This is a genomic window from Hyalangium versicolor (genome assembly GCF_020103695.1).
Lineage (GTDB): Bacteria > Myxococcota > Myxococcia > Myxococcales > Myxococcaceae > Hyalangium > Hyalangium versicolor.
This window is the reverse complement of sequence record NZ_JAHXBF010000017.1, coordinates 271,726-293,152: the sequence shown is the minus strand read 5'-3', so window position 1 is coordinate 293,152 and position 21,427 is coordinate 271,726. Positions and strand designations below refer to the sequence as shown.

At 67.9% G+C, this 21,427-nt stretch carries 17 protein-coding genes; 7 read left to right on the top strand and 10 right to left on the bottom strand.

The genetic code is table 11. The features are described 5' to 3' along the window. Positions 1-80 precede the first annotated feature (80 nt). Positions 81-1,013, bottom strand: a complete 933-nt coding sequence (locus KY501_RS32775; protein ID WP_224367613.1) for a hypothetical protein — start codon at positions 1,011-1,013, stop codon at positions 81-83. Between the two features lie 202 nt (positions 1,014-1,215). On the opposite strand from KY501_RS32775, the gene KY501_RS32770 reads away from it, so the two are divergent. Together KY501_RS32770 and KY501_RS32765 are read left to right on the top strand one after the other, a co-directional pair. Continuing rightward, a complete protein-coding gene (locus KY501_RS32770) occupies positions 1,216-3,381 on the top strand; it encodes a glycoside hydrolase family 15 protein (RefSeq protein WP_224367612.1) in 2,166 nt (721 codons plus the stop codon). A gap of 184 nt (positions 3,382-3,565) precedes the next feature. Continuing rightward, positions 3,566-4,006, top strand: coding sequence for a hypothetical protein (locus tag KY501_RS32765; protein WP_224367611.1), 441 nt, complete (start codon positions 3,566-3,568; stop codon positions 4,004-4,006). A 9-nt stretch (positions 4,007-4,015) separates the two neighbouring features. Here the strand turns inward: KY501_RS32765 and KY501_RS32760 are convergent, their stop codons facing one another. Beyond that, positions 4,016-5,305, bottom strand: coding sequence for a serpin family protein (locus KY501_RS32760; protein WP_224367610.1), 1,290 nt, complete (start codon positions 5,303-5,305; stop codon positions 4,016-4,018). A gap of 213 nt (positions 5,306-5,518) precedes the next feature. On the opposite strand from KY501_RS32760, the gene KY501_RS32755 reads away from it, so the two are divergent. After that, the gene (locus KY501_RS32755) at positions 5,519-6,079 is read left to right on the top strand and encodes a hypothetical protein (RefSeq protein ID WP_224367609.1); all 561 of its coding nucleotides are present in this window, start codon (positions 5,519-5,521) and stop codon (positions 6,077-6,079) included. Positions 6,080-6,127: 48 nt separating this feature from the next. Here the strand turns inward: KY501_RS32755 and KY501_RS32750 are convergent, their stop codons facing one another. Both KY501_RS32750 and KY501_RS32745 read right to left on the bottom strand, forming a co-directional pair. After that, complete coding sequence (locus KY501_RS32750) at positions 6,128-6,919, bottom strand: LytR/AlgR family response regulator transcription factor (protein WP_224367608.1); 792 nt, start codon at positions 6,917-6,919, stop codon at positions 6,128-6,130. 181 nt (positions 6,920-7,100) lie between these two features. Then, positions 7,101-7,448, bottom strand: coding sequence for a GFA family protein (locus KY501_RS32745; protein ID WP_224367607.1), 348 nt, complete (start codon positions 7,446-7,448; stop codon positions 7,101-7,103). Positions 7,449-7,524: 76 nt separating this feature from the next. Between KY501_RS32745 and KY501_RS32740 the strand changes: the two genes are divergently transcribed. After that, a complete protein-coding gene (locus KY501_RS32740) occupies positions 7,525-10,980 on the top strand; it encodes a patatin-like phospholipase family protein (RefSeq protein WP_224367606.1) in 3,456 nt (1,151 codons plus the stop codon). Between the two features lie 57 nt (positions 10,981-11,037). Here the strand turns inward: KY501_RS32740 and KY501_RS32735 are convergent, their stop codons facing one another. Continuing rightward, a complete protein-coding gene (locus KY501_RS32735; protein WP_224367605.1) occupies positions 11,038-14,136 on the bottom strand; it encodes a choice-of-anchor A family protein in 3,099 nt (1,032 codons plus the stop codon). Positions 14,137-14,725: 589 nt separating this feature from the next. Here KY501_RS32735 and KY501_RS32730 point away from each other — a divergent pair. Beyond that, entirely contained in the window at positions 14,726-15,661 is a 936-nt protein-coding gene (locus KY501_RS32730; protein WP_224367604.1) for a hypothetical protein, read from the top strand. A 27-nt stretch (positions 15,662-15,688) separates the two neighbouring features. On the opposite strand, the gene KY501_RS32725 is transcribed toward KY501_RS32730, so the two are convergent. The 5 genes from KY501_RS32725 to KY501_RS32705 form a co-directional block, all read right to left on the bottom strand. Further along, complete coding sequence (locus tag KY501_RS32725; protein WP_224367603.1) at positions 15,689-16,195, bottom strand: DoxX family protein; 507 nt, start codon at positions 16,193-16,195, stop codon at positions 15,689-15,691. 422 nt (positions 16,196-16,617) lie between these two features. After that, positions 16,618-17,793 carry an MFS transporter gene (locus KY501_RS32720; RefSeq protein ID WP_224367602.1) on the bottom strand — a complete coding sequence of 392 codons (1,176 nt, stop codon included), beginning with the start codon at positions 17,791-17,793 and terminating at the stop codon, positions 16,618-16,620. Next, a complete protein-coding gene (locus tag KY501_RS32715; RefSeq protein ID WP_224367601.1) occupies positions 17,790-18,581 on the bottom strand; it encodes a DeoR/GlpR family DNA-binding transcription regulator in 792 nt (263 codons plus the stop codon). The genes KY501_RS32720 and KY501_RS32715 overlap by 4 nt, the downstream gene beginning before the upstream one ends. Positions 18,582-18,658: 77 nt before the next feature. Next, positions 18,659-19,600: an alpha/beta hydrolase gene (locus KY501_RS32710; RefSeq protein ID WP_224367600.1), complete on the bottom strand. Its 942-nt coding sequence runs from the start codon at positions 19,598-19,600 to the stop codon at positions 18,659-18,661. A gap of 106 nt (positions 19,601-19,706) precedes the next feature. Further along, positions 19,707-20,159: a GNAT family N-acetyltransferase gene (locus tag KY501_RS32705; protein ID WP_224367599.1), complete on the bottom strand. Its 453-nt coding sequence runs from the start codon at positions 20,157-20,159 to the stop codon at positions 19,707-19,709. A gap of 109 nt (positions 20,160-20,268) precedes the next feature. On the opposite strand from KY501_RS32705, the gene KY501_RS32700 reads away from it, so the two are divergent. Beyond that, complete coding sequence (locus KY501_RS32700) at positions 20,269-20,961, top strand: Isoquinoline 1-oxidoreductase subunit (protein ID WP_224367598.1); 693 nt, start codon at positions 20,269-20,271, stop codon at positions 20,959-20,961. Continuing rightward, entirely contained in the window at positions 20,958-21,422 is a 465-nt protein-coding gene (locus KY501_RS32695; RefSeq protein WP_309243016.1) for a (2Fe-2S)-binding protein, read from the top strand. Before KY501_RS32700 ends, KY501_RS32695 begins: the two co-directional genes overlap by 4 nt. The last annotated feature ends 5 nt before the right edge of the window (positions 21,423-21,427 follow it).

The window sequence follows — 21,427 nt, the reverse complement described above, 5'->3', positions numbered from 1 at the left end:
TACGGGTCACGGCCCGCGCAAGCTACCGGGAAGGGGTACCCGTGTCTTTCTAGAACACGGGGGCCGGCCGTACCGGGTGCTCAGCCCTTCTTGGACTTGGCGGCGCTGGCGCTCTTCTTCTTCTCCCGTGCCGCCTTGGCCTGCTCCAGCTTCGCCACCGTCTTCTGGAGCGAGTCCCCTCGGGTTCCACAGCTCGTGGCGACGGACTTCGGCGTGGTGGCCTGGCCCTCCACCTGGATGGGGGTCTTCTCGAGCTCTGGAGCCTTGGCGATCAGCTCCTTCGCTGTCTCTCCGCAGCGCTGGAAGCGGGCGCGCGCGTCCGTGTAGAGCGCGAGCTGCTTGTCGGGATCCTTCTCCGCCTTGGCTTGCTTCACCAGTGCCTCGGCCTCCTGACGGGTGGTGGCGGGCCCGGAGACGAACTCCTGCACCTGCTGGACGCTTCGGACCTTTGCCGTGGCCTGCTCCAGAAGCTTCTCGGTGCGCCGCGCGGAGGCCCCGTAGTCCTCGCTCCGGGCTTCCAGGGATTGGCCCTCCTTCAGGCGCTCGCGGGTGCGCTCCACCGCCTTGAGGACGGCGTCGGCCTGAGGGGCTCCGGCATCCTTGCGCTCGAGCGCTTCGAGCGCGGTGTTCACCTCTCCCATGGCCTGCATGACTCTGTCGCGCTGCTTCTCCACGCTCGCGTCGAGCTCTTGGCGTGCCTTCTCGTTGCGGGTGGGCGCGATGCGGGCCTGGAGTTCGGAGAGCCGCGATTGGAGCATCTCCCCTTCGGGCGACAGCCCGATGTCGGGATGGGAGAGGAGCTTCTTGGCTTCCTCGAGCTTCTTCGTGGCGCGCTCCGTATCCATCTGCGCCAGGTCCCGCTCGGCCCCGTCGAGCAGCGGGGTCGCCTCATCGGACAGCTCCTCTCCGTGGCGCGTGCGCTCCTTCAGCGTCTTGGGGCCGCAGGCGGCCAGGAGCACCCCGATGAGGAGAGGGGCCAACCAGGAGGGAATCGAGCAGGGGCGGGTGCGCATGAAGGCTCCTTGGAGCTCTCGGCTGACGGGGCTTGTGTGCGGGCGCCAGCATAGGCTTTCTCGCGAGGGCCAGGGCATGTGACACAGCCAACGTCCGTTGTCGCGATTCTGTCCACCACCGGAGGTGGACTGCGAGTGCAACTTGCCGCTCCGAGCCGAGGTGCCCTCCCTTGCCGCCTACCCTGGCTCGCAGGAGGCATGGATGGGCTTCTCCTTCTTCGGAACTCGTGCCCTCGGTGTCGTAGTGCTGCTCCTCTCTCTGGGCTGGCTGCCTGGGTGCGCTGGCTCGATCGCTCCCGGGCAGCCTGGCGCCCCGGCGCTCTGGACGCCGGCGGACAAGCACGGCTTCGGCTCCGCGAGGAGCGAGCAGAGCAAGGTCTGGTACACGCTCGGCTCCGGAGAGCTGACCGAGGTCTTCTATCCGACCCTGGGCTCTCCGAGCGTGAGGGAGCTGTATTTCGTCGTCTCGGACGGCCACTCCTTCGCCGAGTCGGAGCTCGATGCCACCGAGCACCACATCGAACTCACCGATCCGCGCAGCCTGACCTACCGGCAGGTGAACACCGCGAGGTCCGGCAAGTACCGCCTCACGAAGACGTACGTGACGGATCCACAGCGGCACACGGTGCTCTTCGACCTCCGCTTCGAGTCTCTCTCGGGAGAGCCGTATGCCCTCTATGTGGTGTTCGATCCGTCCCTCGCCAACGACGGAATGAATGACTCGGGGACGAGCGAGAACGGCGTGCTGCTCGCGGAGGATGGCTCGGCGGCGAGTGCCCTGCTGGCGCAGCCGGCCTTCGAGAAGACCTCGAGCGGCTACCTGGGCACGAGCGATGGCTGGACCGACCTGTACGGCGACTTCGTGATGAACTGGGACTATCGCTCGGCGCCCGAGGGCAACGTGGTGCAGACGGGTCGGCTTTCGGTGAACGGGTTGGGCCAGCGGCAGAGCGCGACGCTGGTGCTCGGCTTCGGGACGACGGCCCAAGAGGCCCGGGAGGCGGCGCGGGGCTCGCAAAAGGAGGGCTTCGCGCAGGTGGCACGGAAGTACGCGGAGGGGTGGCACACCTGGCTGGGCTCGCTGCCTCCCGCTCCCGCGAGCGCCGAGCAGTGGCTCACCACCTATGATGTGTCGCTGATGGTGATGGCCGCCTCGGAGGACAAGACGTACCGGGGGGCCTTCATCGCCTCGCCGAGCATGCCGTGGGCGTGGGGGCTCGGACTGGAGAATCCCTCCGGCGCCTACCACCTCGTCTGGTCCCGGGATCTGTACCAGATCGCCACCGCGCTCCTGGCGGCGGGAGACAAACCCGCGGCGGACCGCGCGCTCGATCACCTCTTCAACGTCCAGCAGAAGCCGGACGGCTCATTTCCGCAGAACGCCACTGTAGAGGGCACTCCGCACTGGACGAACCTGCAGCTCGACGAAGTGGCGCTCCCCATCGTGCTGGCATGGCAGCTGGGCCGTGCGGATGCGCGGACGTACTCGGACCATGTGAAGAAAGCGGCGGACTTCCTCGTGGCCAACGGCCCGGTGTCGCCACAGGATCGCTGGGAGAACCAGAGCGGTTACTCGCCCGGGACGATCGCCGCCGAGATCGCCGGGCTCATCTGCGCCGCTGACCTCGCGCGCCGCAACGGAGACACCGCCTCCGCGGCCAGCTACGAGGCGACCGCGGACTCCTGGCAGCACCAGGTGGAGGGCTGGACCGTCACCACCAACGGGCCGCTGGCGCCGCACCCGTACTATCTGCGGTTGACGAAGGACGGGAACCCCAACGCCGGGACGACCTACTCGCTGGGAGATGGAGGCCCGTCCGCCATGGATCAGCGCCGGATGGTGGACGCGAGCTTCCTGGAACTCGTCCGCCTGGGCGTGAAGTCCGCCAGCGACTCGGCCATCACCCAATCGCTGCCCGTCATCGACACCCAACTCAAGGTGGAGACGCCAAGCGGCACCTTCTGGCGCCGGTACGACTTTGACGGGTACGGAGAGACGCCCGAGGGTGGCCCGTGGGAGATCAGCGAGCCGGACACGGGGAAGACACTGGGGCGGGCCTGGCCCATCTTCGCCGGAGAACGCGGCGAATACGCGCTCTCGGCGGGCCAACCCGCGGACACGTGGCTGGCGGCCATGGCGCGCTCGGGCAATGAGGGATATCTGCTGCCGGAGCAGGTGTGGGACGGACGGCCCCCCTCGGGGCAGCCGGGCTTCGTGGCGGGGAAGGGGACGTTCTCGGCGACCCCACTGGTCTGGTCCCACGCCCAGTTCGTGCGCCTGGCCTGGTCCATCCTCGCGGGCTACCCCATCGAACAGCCGAGCCTCGTGGCCTGCCGATACACCTCCGTGTGCCGCAAGCAGCGGTGAAGTGCTCCGGGCGTATGCCGCCAATGAAACATTCAGAGGGCTTGAAACGTCAGGCGCTGGAACACCCACCTGCCTCGTGGCCGGAGTGCTTTCTCTTCCTGCCTCGGAGGGCCCCGGCCCGCTATGCTGCGCAGCGGGATCGTTGGGGGTCCCGGGAGCACACAGTGAGTCCGAAGGGAGAGCCATGGGCTCCGCGCATTACAGCGTGAGAAATGAGGTCGCGGAGCGGACTCTGTACATCCGCATGGAGGGGTTCTTCGAGGAGACCGAGATGCAGGACTTCGTCCGGCTCTTCGTCGAAGCCTCCGCGTCCTATGGAGGTCAGCCTCACCTGATCCTGGCGGACATGCAGGGCTTGCAGATCTCCAGCCTGGACGTGGCCAAGCTGCTGGGCGATGCCATTGGCAAGGCCCGGCAGCAGGGCGTGACGTGCTGCGCGCATCTGACGTCGTCCACCGTGGTGAAGATGCAGATGGCGCGGTTGGCGCGCGAGCACTCGCAGGGAGATGACGTGACGGTGAACGTCAACTCCCTCGAGGAAGCCAACAAGGTGCTCGCCGAGGCGCGGCTGTGGATGGGGCTGGATTCCCCAGAGCCGGAGAGCTCCAAGCCCTCGTCGCCGTGAGGCTCTCGCTCAGGGCTTCAGGATGCGCCCGAGGAAGAGCACCGACTTCGTCTCCGTGTTCTCGATGAGGACGATGAAGGGGCGGTCCACGGTGTAGGAGTCGGGGATGGAGGCGGGGCCCGTACTGATGGCGGTGGCAGCAGCCGCCTCGGTGCCCTCCTCGTTCACGGCCACGAAGGCCTGGTGTTGCGCGGCGGTGATCATCAAGGCCGCCTGGCTCGTCAGGCCCGACAGATTGGCCTTATCGGTGAAGGCTTCCACCATGCCGAGCGCCTGCATCGCCTCCTCGAGCGGGAACTCCTTCTTCACCTCGAAGCGGGGGAACCCCAGATTGAAGTAGCGCTGCTGAAGGCCGGCCCGGACGCCATCCAGGAACTGCGCCGAGAGGCGCGACTCGATCTCCGCGAACCGGGTCTCCTCGGGAACGATGACGAGCATGCGGAAGGCGTTGCCCACGTACGGGAGGCTGATGGCATCGAAGCCCTCGCCCTGCAGGAAGCCGAAGTTGCCCTCCCCGCGCATCATCTGGACGGACTGCGTGCCGCCTTCCAGCGCGTGGAAGTCACCGCTCCGGGTGAAGTCCTTGTTGAAGGGGGAGCTCCAAGAGCCCTTGAAATAGAGCGCGTTGGCCAGCAACAGGCGCGTGTTGGGGGTGACGGCCTTCTCCGAGAGCAGATTCTGGATGCGGTTCGCTGTCTGGTCCGCGACCCAGTCATTGATGCCCTTGCGGATGCTCGCCGACTCGTTCACGAAGTCCACGGTGCGCAGGCCCGTGCCGTAGTTGACGGCGAGCACGTCGAGGAACGCGGGTTCGAACTGCAGGCCCTGCTGGCCCCAGGCGGCATTCACCAGCCGGAAGGAGGGCGCCTTGCCCGGTTCACCGGGGGAGGTGGCCACCTGGGCGCGGAGCTTCTGGTCCAGCGCGTTGAGGGCGGGATGGAGCCGATCCTGGGGAAGCGAGAAGTGGAGCGCCTGCGCCATCTGCGTCTCGGTGGTGCCTCGGGCGCCCGGGTAGAGGAGGGCGAAGGCCTGGGTGACGCTGAACGGTGAGAAGAAGAGGTTGTCTCCCGGCTTGGCGATCTGCTGGTACAGCGAGACACCGAAGTCGGTGTTCCCGGAGACGAGCGCCGCGAAGTCCTCGGCGGGGACGTTGGGATCTTGCACCCGCTCCTTGCTCGAGGCCACCAGCTCGCCCGGCGGTAGCGGGGGGAGCGCGTCTTCTTCAGAGGAGGAAGAGCAACCCGCGAGCATCAACACGCTGGCGAACCAAGGCGCCAGCCAACGACGAGAGGAAATCATCCAGTGCTCCTTCGAATGCGTGTTCGCGCCGGCAAGGAAGCAAGGCGTGTGCACACTTCCGAAGTGAGGGACTTCAAGGGGTTGAAGCGGTCCTCGGTGGGAAAGGGTCTCGAATTTCCGAGGGGCTCGTGTCTTGAAGTGGGGGCGGATTCGTTGACCGGCGAGAGAGCAGGGGAGAACCTGCCCGGAGACGCTGCCCCAGGAAATGACACCATGCCGACCGCCGATGCCTCCGAAGCCGATGCCTTGCCGCCCGAGCTGAAGCGCCGGGCGCTGGAGGCGCTGGAGGCGCCGGAACTCCACGAGACGCCGCTGCCCTCGGGCTTCGCGACGCTCCTGCGGCTCTGGCACTACGAGGAGGAGGGGCCCTGGCGCGCCTGGTCGGTCTCTGCCCGGCCCAGCGCCATCGATGCTCCCGCGCTCCGCATCCGGAGGGTGGTGTGGGATCGGCCGGGGGAGCTCGCGGAGCTTGTCGGCTCACTGGCTGGAATCGAGGAGGGGCGTTCGCCACGGCTCCGCCTCTCCGAGGCGCGCTTCCCGATGGAGTCCTGGAGTGCACTCCTCGAAGAAGTCCATGGCCTGAGGCTGCAGCCGCTGTTTCCAGAGGTGAGCCGTCCCGAGGGAGGCATCCGGGAGCGGTGGGGGCTCACCTACCGGCTCTCGGCCCAGCGCATCTCGTTCGAGTGGTGGGATGCGCCGCCAGCGGCGTGGAAGGAGCTGGCGGAGTGGACCGTGCGGCTTCGGAGCGCGCTGGAGGCGTGGCTCGGGAGATAGCCGGGCCCGCGTTCACTTCACGAGGCGCACGGAGGGCCAGGCTCTTCTTCAGGCCATGCCCAGCAAGGCATCCAGCCGCTCGCGGTAGCTGCGGCTGAGCTTCAGGCAGGTGCCATCGCGGAGGATGACCTGGTACTCGCCGTGGAAGAGCGGCCTCATCTCCTTCACCCGCCGGGCGTTGACGATGGTGGAGCGGTGGATGCGCACGAACTGGCGGGGATCGAGCTGAGTCTCCAACTGTCGCAGCGGCTGGCGGACCAGGTGCGTGTCGCCGTTCGAGTGGACCTGGACGTAGTAGTCCTCGGCCTCGAGCCAGTCTACCTCGCCCACGGGGAGGACGGCGACGCGGCCCACTTCCTTGAGCACCAGCCGCTCCAGGTAGCGCGGTGCGGGAGGAGGCGGAGCGGAGGCGGTAGAAGGGGACGTGTTCAGCAGCCCCACGAGCTGGCGCGCCAGGGACTGGATGCGCCCGTTGCGCACGTGCTCCTTGGCACGAGCCAGCACCTGGGCGAAGCGCTCGTCCCCGAAGGGCTTGAGGAGGAAGTCGAGTGCATGCAGCTCGAAGGCCTTGAGGGCATGGGCCTCATCCTCGCTGACGAAGATGAGCGCGCCGGGCTGGGTGGCATGCGCCTCCCGCAGCAGTTGGAAGCGCTCCAGACCCGAGGTTCGTGCATCGAGGAAGACCACGTCGACCGGGTGGCGGAGCAGGCTCTGCAGGGCGTCCGAGCCGCGGACGCACTCGCCCACCACCTCCACCTCGGGATCCGAGGCCAGCCGGTGGCTCAGGCGCTCGCGGGCGAGGCGTTCCTCGTCCACCACCAGGATGCGGATGGGAGCCACCTCGACTGGCGGGTTTACGGCCGGGACTCCGTGGCATTGCTGGAAATTTTCAGTGACGGTGCGGAGAACAGCCACGCATGCCTCCAGAAAGAGGGATTGCGCAGCCGTCTCTACGTCGCAGGAGTGATGGGGGCGTGACGGCCCTGGCGAGGGGCTGGGCCCCCGCAGGTGCGACGAGGTGTCAGCTGGAGCGACCGTCGAAGTGGTGGACGGGGAGGGAAGCGAGATCGACACCTTCCAGGCAGCGGGCATTGATGGCTGCCATGGCCTTGCCGGAGGGATCGGTTCCTTCTCCAAACGGGTGGATGCCGCACTTCGCGCAGAAGCGATGCTGGATGACGTGCTTGTTGAAGGTATAGGTGCTCAGGTTCTCAGCGGGCGTGAGCAGGCGGAGCTGTTGCCTGGGAACGAACCAGAGCAGCGAGCCCCGCCGCGAACACATCGAGCAATTGCAGGCCAGGACCTGTTGAAGTTCACCCTCGGCCTCGAAGGCGATGCGTCCACAATGGCAGCTGCCCTTGTAAGTCATTGCGTGTCTCCCGGGTTGAGTTTCACGTATACCGGCTTTCATGGCTCGGAGGAGTCTCGAGAGCGGGAGGAGTTCCGTGCTGTACAGGATCGGGTGGGTGGTGGCCGTCCTGGGCGTGTTGCTGTCGGGAGGCTCGGAGGCGGCCGAGAAGGGGCTGCCACCTCATGACATCGCCCTCACGATCAGTGGCGGGGTGAGCCTGGGCGCCTACGAGGCCGGGCTGACGTGGGGCATGGTCCGCTTCCTGCGGCTGTCCCGAGCCGAGCCCGTGATGGGACCCTCCTTTCGTCCCAACCTGGCGGGTGTGACAGGGGCCAGCGCGGGCAGTATCAACGCGCTGCTCGCCTCCGTGCTCTGGTGCGAGGCTCCCGAGTCCACCGCGGATGACGGTGTCGACTCCAACCTGCTGCGCGACACCTGGCTGCCCGTGGGCCTGGATGACCTGCTGCCGGAGGATCCCCGCATCTACTCTCCGGATGATGGGCTCCTCTCGCGCAAGGCCCTCGAGCGGGTGCTGGCGGGCCTGCGCGAGCGAGTCTTCACCCCCAACGCCGTGCGCCGCTTCCAGCCGGGGTGCAGTGTGCCCCTGGGCTTCAGCGTGACGCGGCTCAAGCCCGAGGTGAGCCACATCGCGGGCCTGCCGGCGATGACCCAGCGCTTCGTCGTGCCGCTGTCGCTCGAGGTGACGCAGAAGGGACGGGTTCGGTTGCTGTCCCAGCCCCTGTCCAGCGAGGGCGAGCTGGCCCCCAGCGTCCTGATGCTCGGCGAGAGTGCGGACCCGGAGCCTCCCGGCCATGCCCTTGATCCGGACCAGGTGAGTCAGGCAGTGCTCGCTTCGGGCGCATTCCCGGTGGCCTTCAGCCCTCGCGAGTTGTGCGACTGCGCGGCCTCCTGCCCGGTGGGACAGCGCGTGTTGCATGGCACCTGCCCCGGTCTCGATGCGGATCATCCCCTCACCGGGCTCTCCTGCGCCGCGCGCTCCACTCCCGGGCAGGAGCTGACGCTGTGCCGCAGGCCGTACGTGGATGGAGGCGTCTTCGACAACGCCCCGGTGGGCCTGGCCATCGAGCTGGTGGAGTCGCGCCGGGCTCCCAGCCTGTGGAACCCCGTCTCCTATGTCTTCGTGGATCCGGACTTCCGCCGCTTCGAGTCCCGCGCGGCCAGCACCTCCGAGACTGGTGTCTCAGCGGGAGCCAGCCTGATGAGCAGCCTGGAGCTCGTGGGCGGACTGGTGGCCACCGCGCGCAACTCGGAGCTGGGACGCGCGGCGCGGGCGATGCACTGGAACCGCACCACGCGCACCCTCCTCATGAGTTCGGCGGACGTGGCGCGCAGGTACGCGGCGGTCCACGCGCTGCTGGCGTCGCTCGCCCACGGAAACCTCACCGAGGCCCGTCTGTTCGAGCGGCCAGCGCGGGGCTCGCTGTCCGTGCCGGAGCGGCTGCGGCGGGGACGGATCCTGCTCTCGTGCACGAGCCGCATGGTGGCGGAGGCCACTGCCAGGACGGCGCCAGGGCTGTTGGGCACCTGCGCCCGCGCCCTTCGCGGTGAGCCGGGGAAGGATCCGCTCCAAGGGGATGCCGCCCAGGCCGCGAAGGTGGGCGAGCGCCTGTCGGTGGGGGAGTTGGTGAAACTGGGCGCCTCGGTGTCCATGCTGCTCGATGTGCGTGGGCAGTTCCGGCGCTACGTGAACGAGCCGCTGTTGCAGGGCGAAGAGGGGCAGCAACTCCAGGATGCGTTCCGGGATGGCGTGGAGCTGATCGCCAGCGTGATCGAGTTCTTCGCTGGCGAGCTGGATCTGCTCTCGCGCAGTGAGATCTCCGAAGTGCAGCAGTGGGAGCTGCGCGAGGCGCTCCTGGCGACGCTGCACAACAGCCAGGGGTTGAGCGTGGCCACGCACCTGCTGGCCAATACGGTGCTGGACGAACAGCTGCGGTGGATCGCGGCGATGCCCGAGCCTCGGCTCTCCGAACAGGCGCGTGAGATACGGGCCCAACTGCGCGAGCTCCGTCAAGGAGCGCTCTTCGATCAGAAGCCCGTGCAGCAGCTGTTGGAGACGGCGTACGAGCTGTTGCTGACGCTCGACATCGCGAGCATGCAGCGAGAGTACGACGGCGACGAGCACGCGGGGGATCTGAGTCTGCTGGCGCATCGCGTCCGGGTGGTGGGGGTGCTGACGGGGTTGGTGCCCACCTTCCAGCAACTGGGCGCGTCGCTGGATTCCCTGTCCCAGCAGGCCCAGGCGCTGCAGCAGGGGAGGATTCCGGAGCGCCGCTTGTTCGTCACCACGCGCTTCGCACCCCTGGCGGGCTCGCAGCTCGCCAACTTCGCGGGTTTCCTGGATCGGCCCCTGCGCGAGCTGGACTACTACGCGGGCGTCTACGACGCGGTGCACTCGCTCTCGGTGGCGGGCTGTGCCGCGCAGGATCCGTACTTCACGGGGCGGCCCGCTCCGGCGCGGCTGCCGGGGCCCTCGGACGACCTGGACATGGCCGATCCGCAGACCCAGCGGTGCGTGGGGTTGATGATGCGCGGCAACGCGGAGTGGATGGGGGTGCTCACATCGAAGCGGGCGCGTCACGTCATCACCGCGCTTGCGACCGAGGAACTGGTGGCCGCCATGGGAAGCCGCGAGCGTGCCCGGGAGCTGCTGCAAGAGCCCGCCTGGTCCTGGCTGGAGCAGGGCGAGTCCCTCCCGAAGGAGGAGCCCCTGGCCGCGGCGCTGGCGGCCTTGCGCTCACACCGGAGGCCTTGCCGGGAGGGTGACGCGGAACAGCTCTGTCTGGCGGATCCCAGCTTCGACGAGTTCCTCGCGGGGCTGCGAGCGCAGGGCTTCCAGCCTCAGGAGGCGAACATGCGCCTGGTGCTCCAGGATCCCGTGCGGTGGTGGGGCTCGACGTTCCGCAAGGCCGTGGATCGCGCCACGGTGGTGGAGTTGCAGCAGGGGGCCATCGATGGGGCGACGGCCGCCACGACGGGCCGGGGAGTGCGGCTCGCGCTCGCTGCGGGGCAGATGCTGGCGAGAAGGGACGTGAGCACCCAGCCCACGCCCCGCTTCGAGCTCGATCCGTCCAGCCTGCCGGAAGCACCGCCGCCGGGCTCGGGAGCCTGGAAGCTGAGGGCGATGCACCTGCTACCCTACCGCGTGTCCTTCGACGCGGCGCAGGGCGGCGTGGCGCTGGCCTGGGTCGAGCCGGCGCTGCGGGTGTCTCCGCACTTCTCGCTGATGTCGAAGGTGGAGCCGCTCGACTTCCAGAGCGAGGACAAGCGCTTCTCCACCACGTTGGGGCTGAGGCCCACGGTGCACGTGGGCGGAGTGTCGCTGGGAGCGGGGCCACGGGCCTCGCTGCACTGGAACGGGGACGGCCGCGTGGACTGGGGGCTGGAGGTCCACGGCGCTGTGTTGCAGGACCGCGTGGGCGTCAGCGTGGGCGTCCGGGAGAACCCCTTCACCGGAGCGCCGTTCCGCAGCCTCTCCGTGTCGCTGTCCATGGCGGACCTGAACGGACTGGCCTACTGGCTCACGCTGTGAGCTCGCCGCGAGGCGAGGGAGGGCGGGGGGGCTGCGGGAGCCCACCCCGCCCGAGCCTTACGGGCAGATGCTGCGGTCCGGCAGCGGGTCGAAGTGGCCCTCGCCGTTGCCGGTCAGCGACAGGGCGAAGAGGCCGCCGTTGAAGCTGCCATCGGTGAAGGTGACGTTGGCCTTGGGCGCCAGCAGCGTGCCGAAGAAGCCGTAGCCCTGCGCATTGATGGTGGTGGTGTCGACGAAGTTGAAGACCACGCCGTGCTGGTTGATGCCGCCGCTGAACGACTGGCCGAAGCCGGTGAACGTAGCCGAGGCTCCATAGATGTTGATCACCGCCAGCGAGTTCGCCGGCGCATCGATGGAGAACAGCTTGGCACCCGTGAAGGCGCTGGCCTGCACGCTGAACACGTTCACGTTGGGGTTGGTGCCCTTCAGCATGACGCCGCCCCACGTCTCCCGCTTCGTGGTGCCGTTGACCGTGAGGCCCGCCAGCTGTGAGGAGAGGGTCCGCAGCTCGTTGAAGCGGGCCGTGAAGTCGACGGGCGTGCCCCTGCGGGTGACGCCTCGGGGCTGGACCACGGAGGTGTTGGTGCTGAGGGTGCCTCCGTACCAGGTGTCGCCGTGGAGTCCGCCGCGGTTGAGGCTCAGGTTGCCGCCCGCCACCAGGGTGTTGGCGATGTCGTTGTCCGGCAGGCTCGCGCCCATGGAGAAGTCGCTCAGGACGATGTTGCCGCCCACCGCGACCTTGCCCTCCATGTCATGGCCGCCGTTGTAGTCCCCGGTCAGGAACAGGGTGAAGTCGCTCAGGTGGACGGAGATGCAGGTGGAGCAGGGGCCCACGGTGATCTGGCGGCTGACGGTGCTCACGTTCCCCGAGGGATCCGTCACCCGGTAGTTGACGGTGTACTGGCCGGCCTTGGACGTGTCGACGTTGCTGGTGGTGACGATGCTCGGAGTGAGGTTGCCTGCGCAGGCGTCCGAGGCGGTGGCACCCGGGTCGGTGTAGGCCGCGCCGCACTGCAGGGTCGCGCTGGGCGCGCCATTGAGGGCCAGCGCGGGAGGCAGGGTGTCCTTCACCGTCACGGCGCGGCTGCTGGTCGAGGTGCCCACGTTGCCCGAGGGGTCCGTGGCCGTATAGCGGATGGAGTACGTGCCCGGCGCCTGCCGGTTGGGCGTGGAGGTGGCGACGGTGGGCAGCGTCCCGGCGCACGCGTCGGTGGCCGAGGCGCCCGGATCCGTATAGGTGCTCACGCCGCACTCGAGCTGAACGGTCAGCGCGCCATTCACCGTGACGACGGGCTTCTGCGTATCGGAGACCGTGACGACGCGGCTCACCTCGGGAGCGGCGTGGCCGTACCCATCATTCACGTTGAAGCGCAGGGTATAGGTGCTCAGGGTCTGGGGGTTCACCGTCCCGGTCCGGAGAATCGCGCTGGTGAGAGTGCCCGCGCATTGATCGGTGGCCGAGGCGCCAGGGTCGGTGTAGGCAGTGCCGCACTCCTGCCGCAGGTTGGCCAGGCCGTTGAGCGTGATGCTCGGCGCCAGCGAGTCGGTCACGGTCACCATCCGAGTCACCGCGGTAGACTTGTTGCCGGAGGTGTCGGTGGCCACGTAGCTCAGCGAGTAGGTGGCGGGTACGCCCAGGTTCACCGAGCCGCTCGTCGAGATGCGGCTTGCGGGCAGCGAGCCCTCGCACGAGTCGCTCGCCGTCACGCCCGGGTCCGTGTACGCGCCGCCGGGGTTGCACTCCAGCGACTGGGACGCCGGGCCGGAGATCGCCACCGTGGGCGCTCCCTCATCCGTCACCGTCACCGCGCCGGTGCACGAGGAGGAGTGGTTCGCCTGATCCGTGCAGGTGAGGGTCACCGTGGTGGTGCCGATGCCGTACGGGCCCGCGGGGCTCTGCGTGCAGCCCACCAGATCGCTGTCGGTGTCATAGGAGCCGTTGTCGATGTTCGCGGTCTGGCCGCAGGTGGCCTGCGCCGCGACCGTCACGCTCTTGCAGAGCGCGGCAGGCGGGATGGAGGGAGCCGGGGGGATGTTGGGGAGCTTGCAGAACGAGGTGCACTCACCGATGTTGCCGGCGGAGTCGCCCGTGCGGCCGTTGTTGACGCCCAGGTCGCACTGCTCGCCGAAGTCCCGGTCCACTTGACCATCGCCGCACCAGTGGAGGTGGCACGAGTACGAGCACGTAGCCGAGGCCTGCTGGCCCGCCAGCGCGGGGCTCCCGTTGATTCCATCGCCCAGATCGCACTCTTCGTTGGCGGGGTTCTCGGGGATGCCACAGCCAGTGCTCGCGGGCATGGCGCCGCGCACGATGATGTAGGGCGTTCCTCCAAAGGACGTCGTGTTCCCCGGATCGAAGAGGACATCCGAGTACGTCCTCTGGCTGGGCATGGGCGTCCCCAGGGAGTTCATCGCCAGCGCGGCGAGCGAGAAGTTGCGCTCCGGGTAGGCGTTGAACACCGAGCGTGCCGCGCACCCATCGCCGGTGAGCAGGCCGTCGAAGATGTAGCGGGACAGCAGATCGTTATACATCTGGAGCATGTGCGCGGAGTCGGCGCAGCCCTGCACGCCCTGCACCTTGAACTCGCCGAAGGGCTCCAGCAGCGTCACCGCCGTGTTGGCGGGAGCAGTCTGGTAGGCGCAGCCGAGCGCGATGTACATGCCCGTGCGCTTCTGCTGGGAGTTGAGCACGAACTGGATGGCGCTCTCGACCAGTTGGGGCGTGCGGTTGTGCGTCGGGTCGGTGCTGAGGATGGCGATGTCTCCGTCGACGATGGCGCCCCACGTGTTGCGGGTGTCGATGGCGGCCTGGAACGCGGCCGTGCCGCTCTGGCAGTTCCCGTCACCGATGATGAGGGTGCGGTACGCCATGAACTGCTGGGCCGTCAGCGCCTTCCACTGCTCCGGTGTCACCACGTCGATCTGCGTGTAGGGGGAAGCTTCGCGCACCGCCTGGGCCTCGCGGCTGTCGAGCCCGCCACTGACGCTGCTGCCGAGGATCAGCACCTTGTTGGTGCTGTTGACCTCCTGGTGGGTGGTGCGGACGGTGGAGGGCGTCGCTTCCAGCAGCGAAGACTCATCCGCCTCCTCTCGGCAACCAAAGACAGACAGGGTGGCGAGTAGCAGAAGAGCACTTCGGGGGGGATTCAGTGTCATCTGGTGGGTTCCTTGGATGTTTGGCCAACAGCAGAACCATCTGAGACTGAGAACAAACTCGAGTGGGGGATTCAGGTGGGGCCGGGAGCAGAAGGCGATTCACTCATCGCCCATTGCTTGAGAGAAAGCGTCGATCTTCTCATTTGAGATCGCAAGCCCCAATTTTGAGTCTGTCTTTGTAGACAGAGGCCTCACCAGAGTTTGCGTGAATCTCTGTATTGTCGCGAGCGCACGCCTCGAACGCTCCAGAGCGGAGGAGTGCAAATTTGCGCTGCCGCAGCAGGGCTGGGGAGAACCCCCAAGGCGTCCGCGCCCGGGAATCCCCAGCCTGCGATGAATGCTGGTTTGCAGAAAATAGCGGCTCTGTTTCGTGTGACAGGGTTCGTCATGGGTGAAGTTTTGCACCCTGAAACATGGGGTTCATGTCTGGTTTGAGAGCCCGGCATGCAAGCGATTGTGGAAACAGATCTTCACTGGGAGGAAATGGTTGGAAATCTGGTCGTTAGGAAGTTGTAACACTCCGGGCGCATCGTTCCGCGGGACCTGCCGAGGGCCGGAGGCAGCGTCTCGGACGGAGGATGCAATCGATATGAGCCACGCATCTCGGCTCTCATGGCTTCAGCTTGGGGGCGTGCTGATCACCTTGCTCGTGGGCTGCGGTGACTCATCCGCGCCCTCGGTGCCGGACCCCGCGGACAGCGGAGTGACTCCGGGTGGAGGGGATGGCGGGACTCAGGGCACGGATGGCGGCACGAGCACGGACGGCGGCACGGTGGCCGACGGCGGCGCGAGCGCGGATGGCGGAACGCTGCCGCCGTTCAGCTTCTTCGTCACGAGCCTCAAGGCGATGCAGGAGTTGTCGGGGAGCCAGAGCGGCTTTGGCGGAGACCTTCGCTTCGGAGAGACAGGGGCTGGGGCTGGACTCCGGGGCGCGGACAAGATCTGCGCCACCATCGCCGAGAGGAGCATGCCAGGAGCTGGCCAGAAGCCGTGGCGTGCCTTCCTGAGCGCCGTGGCGGGAGAGGATGGCCAGCAGGTCAACGCCATCGACCGGATTGGCAGTGGCCCCTGGTACGACCGGCTCGGGCGGCTGCTGGCCAGCACCAAGGCGGATCTGCTCCACAACCGGCCCTCGGGAGGCAGCTCGGTCATCGTCAACGACTTCCCGAATGAAGACGGAGTGCCCAACCACCGGCCCGATCCCAGCCAGGCGTCGGTGGACAACCACGACTTCCTGACCGGGACCAACTCCAGCGGCAAGCTCTACAGCTCCACGGCCACCTGCAAGGACTGGACGGCGGCTGCGGGTGACAAGGCGAGCGAGGGCCGTCCCCGAGTGGGTCACTCGTGGCCTCGCTCGGGCGGAGGCGGTGGGGGCACGGACAACTGGATGTCCGCGCTGGACGAGTCCGGCTGTGCGCCCGGTGTGAACCTCATCGAGACGGGGCCGCCGGATTCGAACTCGAACACGGTGGGATCCGGCGGCGGCTACGGCGGCATCTACTGCTTCTCGCTGATCCCCTGAGACGGGGGGAGTGCACCCCCGCCGTGCTCAGCCCAGCAGATCCAGCAGCCACGAGCCCTTGCGCTGGCGGGGCAGCAGCTTGAAGCGTCGCAGCTCGCGGCGCTTCACGCGGCTCTCCAGGACGCTGTGCACCGACACGCTGCCGGGCCCGCGCATCAGCAGGGTGAGGGCCGAACCCATCAGGGCCAGGTTGAACTCGTAGCCACCCTGCTGGTTGTTGAAGCCCTTGGAGCCATGCACCTTGCCGATGGCCACCGCCTGGGTGACGAGCACCGCGAGCGCCGTGATGCGGGTGGCCACGCCCAGGATGGCGCTGATTCCGGAGGCGACCTCGGTGATGCCCAGCGCGAGCACCCAGGGCCGGCCCGGCTTGAAGCCCAACTGCTCGAAGAAGGGGACATGTTTCTCCGTTCCCTCTTTCTTCAGCTTGCTGATCCCGTGGACCACCATGGTCGAGCCCAGGGTCAGGCGCGGGGGCAGCAGGGCTGCGGACTTGAGGATGCCAGGCTGCTCGGTCAGGGTTGACGCGATCATGGGCACTTCTCCTTGCGGAAAGGTTGAAAGGAACGTGCCCGTAAGGGTGGAGCCGGGTGTCGCTTCTGGCACGGCCCCTCTGGCCCTGCCCGTCAGGAGACCTGGCGAGCAGCCTCGACGCACTGAGCCGTCGGGATGGCGGAGAGAGGCTTCGCGCGCGGCGCCATTGCGGAACCCGGGCGCTGCGTTACCTCAAATACATGACTGAAGTGCACACCCCACTGCGCGAATTCACCCTCCCCGAGGGCTGTCCGACGTGCGGCGCCGATCTGCCGGTGCGGGTCTCCGCATCCGGTCCGAACGGCGTTTGTAAGCACTGTGGTTGGTTCGGCCGCCCGTTCATCACCGTGACCCACCGCGGGTTGCGCATTGACTACAAGAGCGCCCAGGCCTGAGTCGCCTGGCGCTTCTCCTTCGGGGGTTCAGCCTTCCTGCCCCGAGCGCACGAGCCTCCCGTTCGCGGCCACGAGGACCAGGGCGGGCACCAGCATCGCCAGCGCTCCCGAGAGGCTGGTGTGATCGGCCAGGAACCCGACCAGCGGAGGGCCCACAAGGAAGCCGCCGTACCCTGTCGTCGACACCGCCGCGATGGCCACGCCCGCTGAGCTGCCTCGCACGCGCCCCGCCGCGCTGAACAGCACGGGGACGAGGTTGGACAGGCCCAGCCCCACACAGCCGAAGCCGATCAGCGCCGCCACCGGGTGGTGCAGCAGCAGGGCGCCTCCCAGGCCTCCCGCGGCCAGCGCTGCTCCCACGCGCACCAGTCGCTCCGGGCCCAGGGCGGTGACGAGCCGATCCCCGGTCAGGCGTCCGGTGGACATGGCCAGCGAGAACACCGCGTAACCCGCTCCCGCCAGCCCCGCCGCGGAGTTCAGGGAGTTGCGCAGGTAGACGGCGCTCCAGTCCGCCATGGCCCCTTCCGCCATCAACACGAAGAAGGAGAGCAGGCCGAGCCACAGCACGGGCCCTCGAGGGAGCGCGAAGGTGTGCGCGCTGCCCCCTTCGTCCGCGGAGGGCGGCAGCAGCGTGCGTGCGGAGGCGAGGACGACGAGCAGTCCCAACGCTCCAGCGCAAGCCATGTGCAACTCGGGCGAGAGGCCTAGGGAGATGAGCAGCATGGCGGCCCCGGAGCCGGTCAGCCCTCCCAGGCTGAACAGCCCATGGAACGAGGACATGATGGTGCGGCCCAGCTTGCGCTCCACGGTGACGGCATGGGCATTCATCGCCACGTCCATGGCGCCGTTGATGGCCCCGAAGGCCACCAGCAGCAGCGACAGCCACACGAGGCTGGGGGCTCGCACGGGCAGCGCCACCATTGGACAGAACAGCAGGGAACTCACGAGCGTGACGGCGCGGCTGCCCCAGCGAGCCACCAGCGCCCCCGTCACGGGCATGGCCACCAGTGCTCCCACGGCCACTCCCAACAGCGCCAGGCCCAGCTGACTCGCGCTCAGGCCCAGGCGGGCCTGCACCGTGGGGATGTGTGGCACCCAGCTCGCGAAGGCAAAGCCGTTGATGAAGAAGATGGCGGACACTCCAACGCGCGCGGCGGAGGGAGAGGGCTCGGCGCGGCCCTCCAAGACAAGACTGGCATTCATGCGGTCATCACCCGGAGAGAGAGTTTGTGGAAGGGGGCCAGGGTTGCTTCAGGAGTCGTCGCCTCGGTCACCAGCGTCGCCAGCCGCTCGACGGGCGCCACCACGAAGGGCGAGAGCGTGCCGAGCTTGTCCGCGGTGGCCACCGCCACCGTCTCGGCCGCGCTCTGGATCAGGGCTCGTTTGACCGCCGCTTCTTCGGCGTAGCTCGCGGTGATGCCGGCCTCGACGTGGAGGCTGCACACTCCCAGCAGGCAGAGATCGGCTCGCACCTGGCGTAGCGCCTCGACCGTCTCGGCGCCCACCAGCGTCAGCGCTTCCGGGTGAAGCCGGCCACCCACCAGCCGGACTTCGATTCCCGGGTAGCCGGCCAGGGCCAGCGCCACGGGTGGGCTCACGGTGATGACGGTGGCGCGCAGATCGCGCGGGAGCGCGCGTGCCACCTCCAACGTGGTGGTGCCTCCATCGATGAAGAGCACCTGTCCGGAGCGAACCAACCCGGCGGCGACCTGGGCCAGCGCATGCTTCTCGGGTTGGTGGATCTCCTCGCGGGCCTTGTGGCTCAGCGCCGCATGGGCACGCGGGAGGGCGCCGCCGTGGACCCTCCGGAGCTGGCCGGCTTCGTCCAGTTCCCGCAGATCCCGGCGGACTGTATCCTCCGAAACCCGCAGTAACCGGCAGAGGTCGGCCGCAAAGACGCGGCCTTCTGTTGTCAGCCGCTCAAGAATGAGCCGCCGCCGTTCCTCGGGCAGCAGGGCAGGGATGAGTTCTTCGGGAGTTTGCGTAGTCATGCGGGTTTCTGCAGTTTCGTGCAGAATGCCGCAGCCTCCCGAGGCAGTCAAGCCGGGCCCCGTGGACCACTCAGGGCTCAGCCTCCCGTGTACTTGTTCCAGAACTCCGTCACGTGTCCGATGTGGTCGAACGCGCAGTGCTCGGCGTTGGGGACGATCTTCTCCTCGACCGGGAAGAGGCGCGTTCCGAAGAAGGACACGCTGCTCTGGATATCGGCGATGTACGGATCCTTGTCGCCGTACTCATAGGAGAGCCGCGTCGAACCGCGCAGTGCGGACTGGGCGCTGTCCCAGTTGAGGTTGCCTGTCCACGAGGGCTCGCCGCCACACATGAGCGCGAAGATGCCGTGGTACTTGTCGCCATACCTGGGCAGGAAGCTCGCCGTGAGGAACACCGAGCCTCCCGAGGAGCCTCCGAAGAGGATGGGCTCATCGAGTAGATCCCAGCCCGCGCGCAGGGCGGTGAGGATCTGCACGAACGTCTGGGCGTTCAGGCCTTCAAGATCGCGATCCTCGGGGGGCGAGTCGTCCAGGCACGTGGTCACCGTGGGCTTGGTCCACCACGAGCAGTGGTTCGGCGCACGTGCCGAGACGTAGAGGGCTCCGTGGGTGGATGTCCAAGGAGCCTGGAGGCGAGGCGCGGTGTTGCCATCGTGGGCGCGGGCCCCGTCGCCGTGCAGGTAGATGGCCAGCTTCAGGGGCGTGCCCGGTGAGGTGCCTTGGGGCTCGATGATCTTGAGCTCGGCTCCGGCGATGGTCGCCACGCAGTAGGTGTACGTCGTCGATCCGCTGACCACCGTGCCTGTGCTCTCGCAGGGCAGCTTGCCCGAGCCGTGGGAGCTGGACGGGGTGGTTCCGCCGTCATTCGTCCCCGCGTCTGGCACACCCGCATCGGGTTGCACGCCCGCATCGGGTTGCACGCCCGCATCGGGGATTCCGTTGTCGGGGGGAGGCTTGGACTCTTCAGAACAGGCGGAGGCACAAAGGACGAGGAGAGTGGTCCACAGCAATCGGCGCATACGGGTCTCGGATGTAGGACAGGGAAGTGGAGGGAGTTGAGTACACCTGATCGGGGTGGCGGAATAGGTCCCACCCCCATGGAGCGTCGAGCGGCCACGCTGCTCCTCAGCGCAGCATGTCGATGTGGGGGATTCCGTCCTCGTCGTAGACGTCGCTGACGCAGCGGAAGCCGAAGCCCTCGTAGAACCGCTGGAGGTAGTGCTGGGCTCCGATGCGGATGGGCGCGCCGGGGAAGGTGGCCTCGATGAACGCGAGGCCCTTCTCCACCAGGAGCTTGCCGTAGCCGTAGCGGCGCATGCTGGGGGCAGTGACCACGCGGCCGAAGCTGGCCTCCGCGTACTTCAGCCCCGGAGGCAGCACGCGCAGGTAGGCCGCGAGAAGGGGTTCTGGGCTCTCGGGGACAGTCCCCAGCAGGTGGTGCGCACCGGGATCATGGCCGTCCGCGTCCTGGTAGATCGACTTCTGCTCCACGACGAAGACCTGCTCCCGGAGTGCGAGCACCCGGTAGAGCTCATCGACCGCCAGTTCTTCGAACCGCTTCCACTGCCAGAGCAGCATGATTCGTTCCTTGTGGACATAGGCGAGCGTGGTAGGCCATTCCTCGTTGACAGAAAGGGCTTGGCCCGTAATCTCCCCTGCTACACCTTTTCGGGACGTCAATTCACGGATGTCGACCACGAACCGGTTGTCCTTCTTCCGGATGAGACCGTCGCTCTTCCTCGGGACGTCCGTCGCCGTCCTGCTGGCGGCGGCGAGCTGCAGTCGGCGTCAGCCCGAGCCGGATGCCTCCTCATCCCTTCTTCCCCCCGTTGCCCCGAACGAGCTGCGAGCGCCCGAGGCGTTCGGCGCTATCTCCGATCGGGCCGAGCGCTCGAAGGCGCTCTTCCTGGAGGCCAGCCGGGTGATGCTCCACCCGCGCTGCTCCAACTGCCACCCGGACGGTGACTCGCCGTACCAGGGCGTGGGCGCTGACTGGAAGCCGCACGATCCTCCCGTTGTCCGCGGCCCGAAGGATCAGGGCGTCGTCGGCATGCAGTGCACCGGCTGTCACCAGGATCGGAACCTGGAGCAGTCGCGCGTGCCCGGCGCTCCGAACTGGCACCTCGCTCCGCGCTCGATGGCGTGGACGGGGCGCACGCCTCGCGCCGTGTGCGAGCAGTTGAAGGACACCTCTCGGAATGGCGGGAAGACGCTGGCCCAGATCGTCGAGCACAACGCGCACGACGAGCTCGTGGGCTGGGGCTGGAAGCCCGGCTGGGGCCGGGAGCCGGCACCGGGTTCGCAGGAACGCTTCGGGGCGATTGTCGCCGCATGGGTGGAGACGGGCGCCGAGTGCCCGAGCGAGGAGGCGCGGCCGTGAGCATCAAGGTTCGTATCAATGGCGTGGAGCAGGAGCTCGACGTCGACCCCGACATGCCGCTGCTCTGGGCCCTGCGCGATGTGCTGGGGCTCACGGGCACCAAGTACGGCTGCGGGCAGGCACTGTGCGGCGCGTGCTCCATCCACCTGGATGGCGATGTGGTGCGCGCGTGCGTGACGCCCGTGCGTCGCGCGGCCGGGCGCTCGGTGACGACCATCGAGGGCCTCTCGCCGGACGGCAACCACCCGCTGCAGAAGGCCTGGGTCGAGCATGCGGTTCCTCAGTGCGGGTTCTGCCAGGTGGGCCAGATCATGACCGCGGCGGCCCTGCTCGCGAGCAATCCGAAGCCCTCGGATACCGAGATCGATCAGTCGCTGGCAGGCAACCTGTGCCGGTGCGGCACGTACACCCGCATCCGCGCGGCCGTGAAGAAGGCCGCCGGGCTGCCCGAGGAGGGATGAGGACG

Excerpts from the sequence above, each read along its gene's own strand:
- KY501_RS32775 (WP_224367613.1), bottom strand. The coding sequence starts at position 1,013 with ATGCGCACCCGCCCCTGCTCGATTCCCTCCTGGTTGGCCCCTCTCCTC.
- KY501_RS32770 (WP_224367612.1), top strand. The coding sequence starts at position 1,216 with ATGGGCTTCTCCTTCTTCGGAACTCGTGCCCTCGGTGTCGTAGTGCTG.
- KY501_RS32765 (WP_224367611.1), top strand. The coding sequence starts at position 3,566 with ATGGGCTCCGCGCATTACAGCGTGAGAAATGAGGTCGCGGAGCGGACT.
- KY501_RS32760 (WP_224367610.1), bottom strand. The coding sequence starts at position 5,305 with ATGATTTCCTCTCGTCGTTGGCTGGCGCCTTGGTTCGCCAGCGTGTTG.
- KY501_RS32755 (WP_224367609.1), top strand. The coding sequence starts at position 5,519 with ATGCCGACCGCCGATGCCTCCGAAGCCGATGCCTTGCCGCCCGAGCTG.
- KY501_RS32745 (WP_224367607.1), bottom strand. The coding sequence starts at position 7,448 with ATGACTTACAAGGGCAGCTGCCATTGTGGACGCATCGCCTTCGAGGCC.
- KY501_RS32735 (WP_224367605.1), bottom strand. The coding sequence starts at position 14,136 with ATGACACTGAATCCCCCCCGAAGTGCTCTTCTGCTACTCGCCACCCTG.
- KY501_RS32730 (WP_224367604.1), top strand. The coding sequence starts at position 14,726 with ATGAGCCACGCATCTCGGCTCTCATGGCTTCAGCTTGGGGGCGTGCTG.
- KY501_RS32725 (WP_224367603.1), bottom strand. The coding sequence starts at position 16,195 with ATGATCGCGTCAACCCTGACCGAGCAGCCTGGCATCCTCAAGTCCGCA.
- KY501_RS32720 (WP_224367602.1), bottom strand. The coding sequence starts at position 17,793 with ATGAATGCCAGTCTTGTCTTGGAGGGCCGCGCCGAGCCCTCTCCCTCC.
- KY501_RS32715 (WP_224367601.1), bottom strand. The coding sequence starts at position 18,581 with ATGACTACGCAAACTCCCGAAGAACTCATCCCTGCCCTGCTGCCCGAG.
- KY501_RS32710 (WP_224367600.1), bottom strand. The coding sequence starts at position 19,600 with ATGCGCCGATTGCTGTGGACCACTCTCCTCGTCCTTTGTGCCTCCGCC.
- KY501_RS32705 (WP_224367599.1), bottom strand. The coding sequence starts at position 20,159 with ATGCTGCTCTGGCAGTGGAAGCGGTTCGAAGAACTGGCGGTCGATGAG.
- KY501_RS32700 (WP_224367598.1), top strand. The coding sequence starts at position 20,269 with ATGTCGACCACGAACCGGTTGTCCTTCTTCCGGATGAGACCGTCGCTC.